Genomic DNA, 14914 nt, shown 5'->3' with positions numbered 1-14914 from the left:
GGTGTGCCCTGTGGGTATACCTTATCGCACGGAGTGCGTCCACCTGAAGGGTTTGAGATATACGAATTATATTACTTCTTGGGTAATAAATACTGTAACAGCAGAAAAATACAATTATAATTAAGAATACATATAGTTATCTTAATGGAAGTGAGCAGGCATTATGAATAATTCTGAATATAAACAAAGCATTGCATTTCACCCGGGAGAGCATATCAGAGATCTTACCGAGGAGATGGAAGTTGCACAAATTAGAGAAATGGATCATCAGAATATTGAACTACGGCATTCAATTTCACCGGAAATGTTTTGCAGATTACGCGAACAGGTGAATTTTCAAAAAGTATCACAGAGGCAGGCTAAAAAGATTTTAGAAAATACAAGTTACATCTGTGCGGCATTTTACAATAACGAACCTGTTGGAGTTATACGTCTGCTTTTTGATTATGGGACAGATGCCTACATTACAGACGTCATTGTAAATCCCGATTATCAGGGATGTGGAATTGGAAGATTATTAATAGAAAATGTCTTAAATTATATTCGGCAGAATGTAACAGATACAAAAGTGGTATGCAGTCTGTATGCAAATCAGGGAAAAGAAGATTTCTATCATCGCTTTGGTTTTGAAAAGTTACCAAATATAAAATATGGCTATGGAATGGTTCTTGATGTATAAAACCTTGATTTTATTAAAATCTTCGGGACAGCAGATATAAAAGACCCGGCAGACAGCCGGGCCTTTGACTTTTATTTCTCAGACTTAACGGAATAAACTTCCGCTGATGACAAGCTTCTGAATTTCATTGGTGCCTTCATAGATCTGTGTGATCTTGGCATCTCTCATCATGCGTTCTACATGATATTCTTTCATGTAACCGTTGCCTCCGAGCATCTGTACAGCTTCCTGTGAAACCTGCATAGCTGCATCGGTGCATACCATTTTTGCTTTGGCAGCAGAGATAGAGTAACTGCGTCCCTCCTGTTTATCCATGGCAGCCTTGTAAAGCATATATTGTGCCTGCTCAATCTGTACAGAGAGTTCTGCCATCTTAAACGCCAGGTACTGGTTTTTGCATAATGGTTTTCCAAATTGCTGGCGGTCTTTTAAGTACTGGAGTGCGATGTCATAAGCACCCTTTGCAATTCCAAGTCCCTGAGCAGCAACACCGATTCTTCCGCCGTCCAAGTCTTTCATGGCAACAGCAAATCCTTTGCCTTCCTCGCCTACCATATTTTCTTTCGGAACTCTTACATTTTCAAAAATAATCTCTGAAACCTGAGCGCTTCTGATACCGCATTTGTTTTCGATTGTACCGACAGAAACTCCCGGCATAGCTTTTTCTACAACAAAGGCAGATAATCCTTTTGTCTTCTTTTCCGGATCTGTCAGGGCAAATACAAGGAAGTAGTCAGCCAGAGGTCCGTTTGTGATAAAACATTTCAGACCGTTCAGCACATAAGCTTCGCCGTCCCAGAGAGCGGTTGTCTTACATCCGGCAGCGTCAGAACCTGCTTCCGGCTCAGTAAGACAGAAAGCGCCCATCTTTTTACCGGACAGAACATCCGGAAGATATTTCTTTTTGAGCTCTTCGCTGGCAGAATTGATCAAACCGCCGGAGAAGAGAGAAGTACATACAGAATAAGCAATTCCTACGGAAGAGTTTACTTTGGAGATTTCTTCTACGGCTAATACATAAGAGAGATAGTCGGCTCCCTGTCCGCCGTATTCTTTTGGAAATGGAAGACCGATCAGGCCCATCTGTCCCATTTTTGCATAAGCCTTTTCAGGGAATTTCCCTTCTTCATCATCTTTTAATACGGTTGGAAGCAGTTCTGTCTGAGCAAGCTGTCTTGTAATATTCTGAATGGATAATTGCTGGTCGGTTAATTGAAAATTCATATTGAAACCTCCTTCTGTGTGAGTTTGGCGATCATTGCCGGAATCACATCATTTAAATCTCCTACAATCCCATAATCACAGATGCCGAAGATCGGCGCTTCTGGGTCTTTATTGATTGCAACAATATATTTTGATTCATTCATTCCTGCCAAATGCTGGATTGCGCCTGAGATACCACAGGCGATATAAATATCCGGACGTACCGTGGTTCCTGTCTGCCCTACCTGATGGGAAGCATCGATCCATCCAGCCTCTACACAAGCTCTGGAAGATCCAACTTCCGCACCGAGGACATCAGCTAACTCTTGGATCAAATGGAAGCCTTCTGCAGATTTTAATCCCCGGCCTCCGGATACGATGATCCGTGCGTCTGTCAGATTTACTTGTTTCTTTTCTTCTTTAATAATTTCTACAAGCTTAGCTCTGATATCATTTTCTGAGAGATCCGGAATAAAGGTTTCCATTGTTCCGGCAGCCGTTTCCTGCTGGATGGCTTTCTCCATGACTCCGGGTCTTACCGTAGACATCTGCGGACGGTTCTTTGGGCAGACGATGGTGGCCATAAGGTTCCCTCCGAATGCAGGCCTTGTCTGAAGAATTTTTCCGTCTTCTGCATCAATCTCAAGTTTGGTACAGTCTGCCGTAAGACCTGTTCCAAGCCGGGCAGCAATTCTCGGTCCGATATCCCGGCCGATGGACGTTGCGCCTACCAGAACAATTTCAGGTTTTTTCTTCTGGATCAGCTGTACAAAAGCGGAAGTATAGCCGTCGGTTGAAAAGCTTGAAAGCAGCGGATGTGACATATAGTAAACGACATCAGCGCCATAGTGAAGAAGCTTTTCAACTTCTGATTCAATTTTGTAACCTGGTATTACAACAGCGAGTTTTTTCTTAAGCTGATCGGCCAGCTTGCGGCCTTCTCCCATAAGTTCGATTGTAACGGGCTGTATTTTTCCTTCCCGTTGTTCTCCAAGGACCCAGACATCTTCATATGCACTCAGGTCGATTCCCTGGTTTACTTTTGCTCGTTCCATTTTCTGTCCTCCTTAAATCAAATTTGCCTGCAGAAGCTTCTCAATAAGGGTTTCCGCTTTTTCAGAATCCGTATTTCCCTCGATGATCTCACTTTGTTTCGATTTAACAGGGACAAAGGAACGGTAAACGTTAGTAGGAGAACCTTTTAGTCCGATCTGAGTCTGATCTACATTAAGATCAGAAAGACCTAACATATTAATTTCCACATCTCCGTCATAAGCTCTGAAAATTCCCTGTACGGTCGGGAATCTTGGCTCGTTCAGTTCCTTGATGGCAGTCAGGAGTACCGGAAGTTTGGTCCGAATCTTATAGTCTCCTGTCTCCGTAAATCTTGTTACATTCAGAGATTCCCCGTCGCATTCGATATGTTTTGCATAGGTGATCTGTGGAATGCCAAGAAATTCAGCAATTTCAGGTCCCACTTGTGCGGTATCCCCGTCAATAGCCTGTCTTCCACATAGGATCAGGTCATAATCTCCGATCTTTTCAATGGCTGCCGCAAGAATTGTGGCAGTAGCCCATGTGTCAGATCCTCCGAATGCCCGGTCGCTCACCAGATATGCATGGTCTGCTCCCATTGCAATCGCTTCTTTTAATGCATCTGCAGCCTGAGGAGGCCCCATACTTACGACGGAAACTTCGGCGCCTGTTTCATCTTTCAGGACAAGGGCAGCCTCCAATGCATTCTTATCATCCGGATTGATAATGCTTGGGACTCCTTCCCGGATCAGTGTCCCGGTCTCCTGGTTGATCCGGACTTCGTTGGTATCCGGAACCTGCTTTACGCATACAATGATCTTCATGCTTTCCCTCCCATTACTTTCCGTTAGAATTTAAAACGGCTCTTGAGATCACGACCTTGTGAATCTCAGAAGTACCTTCGTAGATTTCAGTGATTTTGGCGTCTCTGTACATGCGCTCCAAAGGATAATCTTTCATATAGCCATAGCCGCCATGAATCTGAAGAGCAAGGTTCGTAACAAATCTTGCATTTTCAGAAGCATTTAATTTTGCGATGGCAGCTTCTTTTGTGTGAGGCTGACCAGTGCTTTTTAAATAAGCAGCATAGTAGATCATCCATTTTGCACACTCGGTTTTTGTAGCCATATCTGCAATATACCACTGAAGACCCTGGAGAGCTTTGATCGGTTTTCCGAACTGAACCCTCTCGTTCATATACTTGACACTTTCATCAAGAGCGCCTTCAGCGATCCCCAGTGCCTGTGCGGCAACACCGATTCTGGCACCGTCCAGAGCATTCATAGCCATCTTGAATCCGGCGCCTTCTTTGCCTACAAGATTTTCTTTTGGAACACGGCACTGGTCAAAGATTAATTCTGCAGTCTCTGAACCGTGGATTCCCATTTTGTTCTCGATCTTACCGACAGTGAATCCCGGTGTTCCTTTTTCTACTAAAATACAAGATAATCCTTTGACTCCTTTAGATGGATCGGTCAAAGCGAAAATAAGAAGATACTTTGCCTGACCTCCGCCGGAAATAAAGCATTTTGTACCATTTAAAACATATTCTCCGGTCTCCTCATCAAGGACAGCCGTTGTCCTTACCGCAGCGGCGTCAGAGCCGGCATTGGGTTCTGTCAGCGCAAAAGCTGCAAGATGTCCGCCGGATGTCACTTCCGGTAAATATTTTTTCTTTTGTTCCTCACTGCCGAACTTTAAAAGTACAGAAGCAAAGATGGTGTGAATAGACAGAATACCTGCCGTGGCTGCACATTTTTTTGCAAGTTCTGTGACAGTAATCACCTTATCAATGTCATTGCCTCCGCTTCCGCCGTATTCTTCCGGAGTCCCGATTCCAGTAAGACCGAGTTTTGCCATCTGCTCAAAGGTATCTCTCGGAAAGATTCCTGTCTGATCTACCTCTTCGGCTCTGGGACCTACCACTTTTTCAGCAAATTCACGGACTGTTTTTTTCAGCATTTCCTGTCCGTCTGTCAGTTTAAAATCCATTTTTACCTCCTGCTATCCTAATTACATTACGCCTTCGGCTTTTAGTGATTCCAGTTCCTCATCTGTGAGACCAAACACTTCTTTGTTATGCTGTCCCAACAGAGGAGCAGGAGTGTCTACACTGCCTGGAGTTTCCGTCAATTTGATCGGACAACCCTGGAAATACATTTCTCCGATGGTGGGATGATCCATGTGAACCATCATCTCTCTCGCCTGGAAATGCGGATGGTCAATGGCTTCCTGCATATCCAGCACAGGACCGCATGGGATACCGGCTTTATCAAACAGATCTTCGATCTCTTTCTTTCCTTTGGCAGCGGCCCACTCGCTTATGACCTGCTGCAGACCATCTTTATAGTTTTTGCATCTAAGATCATTTGTCTCATAACGCGGATCATCGAGAAGGTCTTCCCGTCCGATGGTTTCGCAGAAAGTTTTGAACAGACGGTCGTTGCCGACACCGATCGCAATATATCCGTCTTTGGCTTCATAGATATCAAAAGGAGCGATAGAAGGGTCGATATTTCCCTGACGCTGAGGGATCACACCATCCATAGTCGTTGTAACAATACCGTTTTCCAAAAGACTGAAGATCGTGTCTGCCATAGCAACATCTACCTGTTGTCCCTGTCCAGTGCGTTCTCTGTTAAACAGTGCCATCAGGACACCTACACACAGATAGATTCCAGTCACATTGTCAGCGATAGAAGGCCCTACTTTGGTAGGAGGAGAGTCCGGAAATCCCGTCATGTTTACCATTCCTCCCATAGACTGGGCAACAATATCGTAACAAGGACGGTTGGACAGCGGTCCGTATTGTCCGAAGCCGGAACCAGAAGCATAAATGATGCTCGGATTGATCTTCTTTAATGTTTCATAATCCACTTTTAATTTCTTAGACACACCGACTCGGAAGTTTTCAACAACCACATCGGCATCCTTTACTAAGTCATAAAAGATTTCTCTCGCTTTCTCATTTTTAAGATTCAGGGTAACCCCTTTTTTATTTCGGTTTAAGAACGCATAAAATCCGCTCTCGCCGCTTTTTTCGTCGATCGGTCCCCAGCTTCTGCACTGGTCTCCCTGAACCGGCTCGAATTTAATGACATCTGCACCATTGTCCGCCAGCAGGGTCGTACAGAATGGTCCGTTATATGCATGGGTCAGATCCAGAACCTTAACGCCTTCTAATGCTTTCATGTGAACCTCCTCTTATCTAAGCTTTTACTTTGTGTTCCGGTATTTCGTATACAAAAAATGCTTCTGTTGAAATTTCCGGATCCTCTAACATATCAATAGAACTTTCAAATTCCGGCTCCTCAGGAATCTGAGCCACTTTGAAAGAACGGCACTGAATGTAGACTTTATTTCCTTCAGTTTTTGTGACTCTTGCGATAAATTCCATATAATCCCCGGCAAAGACAGGGTTATATAAACGGATTTTTTCTACGAGGCAGCATCTTCCGACATTGCCGCACACTTTTGCCATTAAGCGGTCTGCAGTATCTCCCATATATGTAATGGAACGTGCGCCGTTTACTACACCACCACCGTAAAATTCATCTCTGCTTGACATCCTGTATCTCATTGTTACTGTCTGTTCACTCATATCAAAACCTCCTTGATTTGTCTGTACCTATCCTAATATGTAATATTAATCGATTGCTTTCCATGGATCTTTGACTGTTCCGTCCGGCTGTACTCCTCGCTGAAGTTCTTTTTTAACTACGAGGGTAACGTTTCCTTCTGTGATCAGCTTAGGTTCATCGAAATAGTACATATCTCCATCCTCAGCGCCTTCGATTCCGAGTCTTTTTGCAGGAGTAGCCACTTTAAAAGTCTGGATCAGGCAGGTTCTTGATGTGTTGCCTACTTTGACCATAGTTGCCTTAAAGTCCAGCTGGTCTCCCACGTAAGCATCTTCCATGAATTTCACATCGTTATAACCGAGGCAGAGGGATTCGTCCCCATCATTTAAAATCATCAGTTCTGTCTCTACATCGCCGATGAAATCAAACTGTCTGCCAACCGGGATGACACCTTCCGGATTATTGGCATCTGCTGTAGTCATTTTGTAGCTTAAAAATGCTTCTGTTCTCATAATTTCTTACCTCCTGTGGCTGTTTGATTTTTGATCTTAGCTTTACTTTAATGCATCCGGCAAATGCACAGTCAATGGCTGTTTTGGAGATGGTTTGAGATTTTTTAAGAGAAAAGAAACCAACTGTCCTGCGGGGGGAGGGTTGAATTTAATAATAAATATCAGAAATCTTTTAAACGGTGAGATGATTTCGCTTATATGGTTCCGGTTTGCGTGTAGTTTGACATTCAGGAGATATAAAAATGGGGAAGAGTTTTATTTGAAGAAAATGATTAGATATAGGAAAAATCAACTTGGAAATGCTATAATGACAATAGCTGTAAAAGAGATACACAAAGTTTGAGAGAGGGGGAAAGAAAATGAAAAAGTATATTATCAGTATTGGCTTGCTTCTTATTTTTTTTCTGTACGGAGAAACAGTGGATGAACCTTCAAATTTTTATAAAAAGGTCCAGCCCGATCTAAACATGCGGATAGAACAATATAAGACGGATGTTACATTAAAAACAGACGGGAGTTATTTGATAACCGAAAGAATTAAGGTGAATTTTTTGAAACCCAGGCATGGCATCTATCGGAATATACCAGTTCGTGGAAGGCAGTCCTATAAAGATAATAAGGAGCATAAATTTTTATATTATGCGGATGTAAAATTAAATTTGGATGATGTTAATACAAGTGCGTCATATGATAATAAAGATGGAAACTTTATATTAAAGCTGGGTGATGAAGAGGCAAAAGTAAACAGTGGAAATTATCAATTCAGCTATCAGCTGACACCGTATCATCAGGAAAAAGAATATCATTATGTATATTACAATGTATTTCCTGGACAGTGGAAAGATTCTATTCCGAAAGGAAGTCGGTTTACGATACATTTTCCGAAGAAGATAAGCCTCTCACAGGTTAAGTTTTATACTGGAGAACAGGGAAATACTGTGGATGCCAGCAGTGTGGCTGATATCAGGATAGATTCCGCAGGACGCAGGATCACGGGGACACTGACGAAAGATCTGCCGGTCGGATGGGGCATTACCTGTTTCGGAGATTTAGATAAGGGGTATTTTACTTCAGTAAAACGTCCAACACTGGGAAGAGAAATCTTGACGGCGGCAGGACTGATTTCCCTTGTCCTCATTATATTATTTTTGAAGTTTAAGAAGAAAGATGAAATTATTCCATCAATTCAATACCAGCCTCCAGAAGATATTGACAGTGCGGCAATAGGCTGTATCATTGACGGAAGTGCAGATACCAAAGATGTAATATCGCTGCTGCTTTACTGGGCGGATCAGGGTTATGTATTTCTGCAGCACAAAAAGAATGAAATGATTGCCTATAAACTAAAAGATCTTCCAGCATATGCACCTGAGTACCAGACATATTTGTTTGAAAAAATGTTTACGCAGGAGGAACCATTTCTTTCGACGATGGATGTTCCGGAGCGAATGACAGGAGCAGTAGAAGCAACAAAAGAAAAACTCAAGAATTATTATCAGGATATGATTTATACAGAAGGGTCCAGAACGGCAAGATTTATCAGCAGTATTTTAACGATGATACCAATAGCACTATTTATGATATTGAGTACACAGTATGGGATTTTAAGTGAAAAGGAACAGCACTATGAAATGTATATGTTTGCTGCAGTATGCATTGGCTTTTTCATTATATTGTATGCTGCAGATCACTGGTATTCTTTGTCTCTGGAAGACAGAAAGAGAGGTCTGATCATTGCCGGCACATTATGCATTGGTGCGTTGGGGATATACAGTATTTTTTATATGGAAATGGTAAAAAAGCAAAAGATTTTTAATTTTGCAGGCGTAATGGTTTTGGTATGCATAATGACAGCCGCCGGCATCCTGCTGACTGCATGTATGAAAAAAAGAACAAAGCAGTGTGTTGAGTGGATGGGATATCTGGTCGGCCTTAGAGATTTCATAGAAAATGCGGAACTGGATCGAATGAAAGTTTTGGGTGAACAGTATCCAAATCTATTCTATCATATATTCCCCTATGCTTATGTATTCGGTCTGTCAGAAATCTACGCAGATAAGCTGGAGAAGCTGAATGTGGAAATGCCGGTTTGGTTTGGAAACGCCGAAGGAGATTATATATTCAGAGCACAGTATATGAAAGACTTTCACCAGGACTTTAATACATCAATCAGCATAGACAGTTCTTCAGGTTCCGGAGGCGGAAGCGGTTCTTCAGGAGGCTTCTCAGGAGGCGGTTTCGGAGGCGGCGGAGGCGGAAGCTGGTGAGGGTGAAGTTTATATTGACTTTTCTCCTTTGCATTCGTATAATAATCTTACTTAATTCAGAAAGAGGTAGCAAACAATTATGGACGATGCTGATGACAGTGATTCGGCAAACAATTTAATTCAGATCATTTACAGGCGTAGTCTGCTGTTTCACACAATGGCGGACTGCGCCTTTTCGTATGTGCATATTCATATGAGAAGGTGACGGCAGATATTTGCAGATGAACCGGAAGTAAAGACGAGAATATAAAGGAGTATATTGAAATGAATAAAATAGGTGCGCAGTTATTATTACAGATCATTCTGATTTTTTTGAACGCTTTTTTCGCTATGACAGAAATCGCAGTCATTTCCCTGAATGGAGCAAAGCTTAAAAAGATGTATGAGAACGGGGACAGGAAGGCGGGAAAGCTTTTAAAGCTTGTGGAAGAACCGGCAGGTTTTCTTTCTACAATCCAGATCGGGATCACGCTGGCCGGATTTTTGGGCAGTGCTTTTGCAGCAGATAATTTTTCCGGGTATCTTGTAACCTGGATTTATGATGATATAGGTTTTACAGCCATATCTGCGGCAGCTCTGGATACGATAGCAGTTATATTGATTACACTGATCTTATCTTATTTTACTTTGATCTTCGGAGAACTTGTTCCAAAACGGATCGCCATGCAAAAGCCTTTTGCCGTTGCAAAAATATCCTGCGGCGTTGTCTCTGGGGCGGCCCTCATTATGAAGCCCGTGGTATGGTTTTTGTCGGCATCTACCAACATTGTGCTGAAAATCCTGCATATGAAAACAGAAGCAGAAGAACAGACTGTGACAGAGGAAGAAATTCGTCTGATGATGGAACTGGGTGAGGAAAAAGGAACCATCGACAGTGAAGAAAAGGAATGGATCGAAAACGTTTTTGAATTCGGTGACACCACGGCAGGGGACCATATGACACACAGTTCTGAAGTGACGGCAGTTTCTCTTGCACAGTCCAGGGAAGAAATCCTGAACATCATCCGGGAAACCGGACTGTCCAGATTCCCTGTTTATGCAAAAGGGTTCAATGATATCCGGGGAATCCTAAATGCCAGAGACTTTCTGATGAATCTGAATGAGAACAGGGAAAAGACTTTAGAAGAAATGCTGAGACCTGCTTATTTTGTTCCGGAGACCATACCTTCCTCTGTGCTGTTCCAGGATATGCAGAAGAAAAAAATTCATCTTGCAGTTGTGATAGATGAGTACGGGGAGGTCAGTGGTATTGTAACGATGGAGGATCTTCTGGAGGAAATTGTGGGAAACATCTATGATGAATTTGATCCGTCTGAACCTCCTGAGATCAGCAAGACTGCCGAGAATTTGTGGAAATGCTCAGGGGCAGTGAAGCTGAATACGATTGCGGAAGAGCTGGGTGTGGAGATTCCGGACCATCCGGACTATGATACTCTTGGAGGATTGGTTTTCAGCCGGCTTCATTCCATTCCAAAGGACGGCACAACCTTTGAGTTGGAGATTTGTGGCCTGCATATCCATGTGAAGAAGATGATGGGAAGAAAAATAGTGGAGGCAGAGATTCAGAAGGGAAAAAACTCCCGGGAAATGCTATGACATTTTCCACATGATTTCCGTTCGGCTCTTAGAATGCCTCACTCCAATCATGTGGAAAATGGACGTAATGTCTGTTGGAGAAGGGCCTCGTCAAAAAAAGGTGCCACTTTTCGAAAGTTATTTACCACTATTGGAGGAGCGCATTTCAAAAGCGCGACGGAAATAGGGGTGAAAAACTCATAATAATTTATAAAGGGAGGGGATATTTATGAAGAACTTTAGCCTGAAGAATTTGGTTCCATTGCTGCTGCTGTTGGCTTTTTTTCTTATAACAGGCGGGTATTTCGACCGTTTTACGGAAGAACTTGATTCCGGGGTAAAAAAAGATTTATATATGAAGACGGAGACTTATGACGTAGATGTCACAGTGGATGGGGAAGGCTATTATCTGGTGACGGAGCAGATCAAAGTAAAGTTTTTAGAAGACAGGCATGGCATCTACCGGTACATTCCCAATAAAGGATTTGTGGCATATCAAAAGGATGGAGATATAAAAAAATTTCCATATCTCGCGAGAGTAGAGCTTGAACTTCCAAACAGCGATATAAAGGAATCTAAGCAGAACGGTGCGAAAGTATTTCGTTTTGGTTACAGTGATGAAACAGTCCGCAAAGGGGATTATGAATTTACTTACCGGCTGACACCTGAGCGGCAGGGCCAGCCTTTCCCGTATATCTATTATAATATCTATCCCTCAAAGTGGAAGAATGATATTCCAAAGGGAAGCCGTTTTACGATGCGCTTACCGGAAGGCACGGATTTAGAAAAACTCGAATTTTACTATGGAGCCTATGGATCGGCAGAAAGTGCATCCGACATCATAGATCTGAGAAAGAATCAAAAAGAGAATACAATAACCGGAATTCTTAAGGAAGATCTTCCTATGGGCAGTGGTATTACTTGTTTCTCAGGACAGGTACAGAAGGGATTTGCGGGGGTAAAAGGGAAACCCGGAATCTCATTATTTCTTTGGGTTCCGCCTGTGATTTTGCTGGCAGTACTGGCTGTCCTGTATCTGTGTTTTGGAAGGGATGAAAAAATCATTCCTTCTATAGAATTTGAACCTCCGCAGAATATGGACAGTGCAGCTGTGGGATATGTTATTGACGGAATCGCGGAGGACAAAGATATTCTCTCTTTGATACTGTACTGGGCCGATAAGGGTAATCTGTGGATAGAGGAGGAAGAGGAATACCTGATGACGCTGCATAAGCTGAAGGAACTGCCCAAAGAGGCACCAAGCTATCAGCACACCGTATTCCAGCGGTTGTTTGAAAATGGAGACTCTGTCTATTTAAACGGCCTGAAAAATGACTTTGGTCTGACAATGAGCAGCGCAAAAACGCAGCTGATACAAGAGTTTGACGGGGAAAGCAAAGCGGGAATCTATACCAAACCATCGTGGAGACTGCAGAGGCTGGCGTTTCTATGTACGCTGCTGTCAGTTATCTGGGTTACAGTCCTCACAGGGCATTATTCTTACATGACTGCAGTCGGCGTTGTGATACAGGCGCTGCTGTGTACCGGCATGGGGCTGGGAATGTATTTTTGCTGCAGGGGAATCGACGGCTGGTATTCTTTTTCCAGGGCAAAGAGGATTCTGATGACTGCAGGCGGTGCAAGTCTTTTTTACTTATCAGAAATACTGTACTTTGTTTTTTATACATATAAGGCATCCGGGAACGAAATTTTCGATTATACAATGGAAATAGGAATCGTCCTGGCTGCAGCGGCAGTTATGATGCCGCTGACCTGTTTCATGAAAAAAAGAACTCCAAAATGTATCCGATGGATGGGGCAGCTGTCAGGACTGCGCTCCTTTATCGAGACTGCCGAGCTGGATCGTATGAGAGTGCTGGCAAAAAATCGGCCTGAGATTTTTTGTCATATTATGCCTTATGCTTATGTGTTCGGTCTTTATGATAAGTTTGCAGAGAAACTGGAGGTGCTGGAAATTCCTGCTCCGGGCTGGTATCATGCCGGATATGAAATAAAAAGCTGGAATGCAGGAGTTATGCTGAATTGTATGGCAGGGAATCTTACATTTGCCGCAGTCTCTCTGAGTCAGCCGTCATCTGTGAACGCTTCTGGAGGATCATCGGGCGGCGGAAACAAAGGAGGTTTCTCAGGCGGAGGCTTCGGAGGAGGCGGAGGAGGCAGCTGGTGAGACCTAGTGCGCCAAAAGGAGTGTTTTTCCAAAAGAACTTGTAGAATCCTTAAACAGCGTGGTAATATAAAGGGAAATACAGGAGGATGAAAAAGTGGGAAACAAAAAAGTTCTTAGAATGGTGCAGATTGCTCTGTTCATAGCCATCATTTTTATTATGACATTTACACCGCTTGGATATTTACGGCTTGGGTTATTGGAAATATCGCTTCTTACGATCCCGGTAGGGGTGGGAGCCATGATCTTTTCACCGGCAGCCGGGGCAGTTCTTGGGCTGTCATTCGGACTCATCAGTTTTGCAAGATTTTTTGGGATGAATCCGTTTGGGGCAGTCCTGGTGGGGATCAATCCTTTTTATGCCTTTTTGGTGGCAGTGCCTACAAGGACGCTTATGGGATTTCTGACAGGGGTGATCTTCAGGGCACTGAGCAAGGGAGGAAGCGCGAAAACTGCCCGTTATTATATCGGAGGTTTCTGTGCACCATTCTTAAACACCGTATTTTTCATGGGAGTTATGGTGCTGTGCTACTGGAACACGGAATATTTTCAGAACCTCAATTCTACCATGGGCAATCTGAATCCATTGATGTTTATCTGTGCATTTGTGGGTGTCAATGCAGTGGTCGAGATTCTGGCGGGTTCTGTTGTCGGAGGTACAGTTGCGAAGATTCTTCATAAGGCACTGAAAAATACGTAGGAAGCATGCAGAGTAAGAAGCAAGAACAGAAAAACAAAAAACAGGTTCCGCTGGTTGGACGGAACCTGTTTTTATATTTAATGAAAAGAGAGGATTAAAATATATGAAAAACTATATTTAAAGTATATCAGAATCCCTGCCAGATACAATGTATAGAAAATAAACAATTATAAACGAAGTATAAACAAATCTTAGAAAAACCTTACGAGTGATCAAATTGTGACGCTTTATCATGGTTCAAAGTCTGGAGTTCGTGGAACGATTGCTTCGCTATTGGCACTATTACACAGGGGAGAGCAGATGTGAAATTTATAAAACTGATGATGAGGAAACAATGAAAGAAGAAAAACTAACATCTCTTCGAATGCAAGGCCTCCAATAATGGTAAATAACTTTCGAAAAGTGGCACCTTTTTTGACATAGGCCCTTCTTCAGCAGACATATCAGAACAAGGGTGTTTAAAACAGCTGGTCTTGGTCAGTTGTCTTAAAACACCCTTGTCCTATGTTTAATGAAAAGAGAGGATTAAAAATATATATGAAAAACTATTATACCAGGCAGGGAATACATCCGGTAGTTATGTACCCTGCACGATTAAGGCATGTTTAAAGTATATCAGAATTCATCCTTGATTCAATGTATAGAAGATAAACATTTCTAAATGAAGTATAAACAAACCTTAGAGAAATCTTATGAAACGAAAGAAAAAAAGACTTACCTCTGCCGCTCCCGCAGCTTTATTACGATATAAAGTAAAGGTATTAAAAAATTTAAAAAAACCATTGACAGGGAAGAACACAGATGATATTATAATCTCAACAAGAAAACAATAACAATTACTGTTATTAAAAATCTTGGATAGAAAATAAAGAAAACAAAACATAGAATCAAAAGCAAAGGAGATCATTATTATGAAGAAATGGGTTTGTACAGTATGCGGTTACGTTCACGAGGGAGATACAGCACCGGAGAAATGTCCGACATGTGGAGTTCCGGCAGAGAAGTTCAAAGAGCAGACAGGAGACAGAGAGTGGGCTGCTGAGCATGTAGTCGGAGTGGCACAGGGAGCCAGCGAAGACATCATGGCAGATTTAAGAGCAAACTTTGAAGGAGAATGCTCCGAAGTAGGTATGTATCTTGCAATGAGCCGTGTGGCACACAGAGAAGGATATCCGGA

Annotated in this window: 14 protein-coding genes; 7 read left to right on the top strand and 7 right to left on the bottom strand. The window is 42.7% G+C overall.

Translation table 11 applies throughout. From position 1 onward, the window contains the following. Window positions 1–163 precede the first annotated feature (163 nt). Window positions 164–679, top strand: coding sequence for a GNAT family N-acetyltransferase (locus QVP35_RS06830; RefSeq protein WP_009290118.1), 516 nt, complete (start codon window positions 164–166; stop codon window positions 677–679). Window positions 680–763: 84 nt separating this feature from the next. Here QVP35_RS06830 and QVP35_RS06825 read toward each other — a convergent pair whose 3' ends face one another. The 7 genes from QVP35_RS06825 to QVP35_RS06795 are packed head-to-tail and all read right to left on the bottom strand — an operon-like array spanning window position 764 to window position 7010. Continuing rightward, on the bottom strand, window positions 764–1903 hold the full coding sequence (locus QVP35_RS06825) for an acyl-CoA dehydrogenase family protein (protein ID WP_006568276.1): 1140 nt from the start codon (window positions 1901–1903) through the stop codon (window positions 764–766). Further along, window positions 1900–2937: an electron transfer flavoprotein subunit alpha/FixB family protein gene (locus QVP35_RS06820; protein ID WP_009290117.1), complete on the bottom strand. Its 1038-nt coding sequence runs from the start codon at window positions 2935–2937 to the stop codon at window positions 1900–1902. The genes QVP35_RS06825 and QVP35_RS06820 overlap by 4 nt, the downstream gene beginning before the upstream one ends. 12 nt (window positions 2938–2949) lie before the next feature. After that, window positions 2950–3741 (bottom strand): electron transfer flavoprotein subunit beta/FixA family protein, encoded by a 792-nt coding sequence (locus QVP35_RS06815; RefSeq protein ID WP_009290116.1) that lies wholly within the window; start codon window positions 3739–3741, stop codon window positions 2950–2952. A gap of 13 nt (window positions 3742–3754) precedes the next feature. Next, window positions 3755–4909, bottom strand: a complete 1155-nt coding sequence (gene acrC / locus QVP35_RS06810; protein ID WP_009290115.1) for an acryloyl-CoA reductase — start codon at window positions 4907–4909, stop codon at window positions 3755–3757. Between the two features lie 21 nt (window positions 4910–4930). Then, a complete protein-coding gene (locus QVP35_RS06805; RefSeq protein ID WP_006568280.1) occupies window positions 4931–6109 on the bottom strand; it encodes a CaiB/BaiF CoA transferase family protein in 1179 nt (392 codons plus the stop codon). A gap of 16 nt (window positions 6110–6125) precedes the next feature. Next, complete coding sequence (locus QVP35_RS06800) at window positions 6126–6518, bottom strand: hotdog fold domain-containing protein (RefSeq protein WP_006568281.1); 393 nt, start codon at window positions 6516–6518, stop codon at window positions 6126–6128. A gap of 45 nt (window positions 6519–6563) precedes the next feature. Then, window positions 6564–7010 (bottom strand): hypothetical protein, encoded by a 447-nt coding sequence (locus QVP35_RS06795; RefSeq protein ID WP_009290114.1) that lies wholly within the window; start codon window positions 7008–7010, stop codon window positions 6564–6566. 94 nt (window positions 7011–7104) lie between these two features. On the opposite strand from QVP35_RS06795, the gene QVP35_RS06790 reads away from it, so the two are divergent. From QVP35_RS06790 to QVP35_RS06765, 6 genes are all read left to right on the top strand, one after another. Next, window positions 7105–7353, top strand: a complete 249-nt coding sequence (locus QVP35_RS06790) for a hypothetical protein (RefSeq protein WP_118475702.1) — start codon at window positions 7105–7107, stop codon at window positions 7351–7353. A gap of 16 nt (window positions 7354–7369) precedes the next feature. Then, window positions 7370–9277, top strand: a complete 1908-nt coding sequence (locus QVP35_RS06785) for a DUF2207 family protein (RefSeq protein ID WP_009290113.1) — start codon at window positions 7370–7372, stop codon at window positions 9275–9277. Between the two features lie 264 nt (window positions 9278–9541). Continuing rightward, window positions 9542–10873 (top strand): hemolysin family protein, encoded by a 1332-nt coding sequence (locus QVP35_RS06780; protein ID WP_022260942.1) that lies wholly within the window; start codon window positions 9542–9544, stop codon window positions 10871–10873. 208 nt (window positions 10874–11081) lie between these two features. Next, on the top strand, window positions 11082–13040 hold the full coding sequence (locus tag QVP35_RS06775; RefSeq protein WP_022260941.1) for a DUF2207 family protein: 1959 nt from the start codon (window positions 11082–11084) through the stop codon (window positions 13038–13040). A 94-nt stretch (window positions 13041–13134) separates the two neighbouring features. Then, window positions 13135–13737, top strand: a complete 603-nt coding sequence (locus QVP35_RS06770) for an ECF transporter S component (RefSeq protein ID WP_009290109.1) — start codon at window positions 13135–13137, stop codon at window positions 13735–13737. A 911-nt stretch (window positions 13738–14648) separates the two neighbouring features. Beyond that, a partial coding sequence (locus QVP35_RS06765) for a rubredoxin-like domain-containing protein (protein ID WP_442852521.1) occupies window positions 14649–14914 on the top strand: 266 nt, incomplete at its 3' end.

Source organism: Anaerostipes sp. CAG:276, assembly GCF_000432215.1.
Classification (GTDB): Bacteria; Bacillota; Clostridia; order Lachnospirales; family Lachnospiraceae; genus Anaerostipes; species Anaerostipes caccae.
The sequence above is the reverse complement of the archived record's forward strand: the minus strand, read 5'-3'. Positions and strand labels throughout refer to the sequence as shown.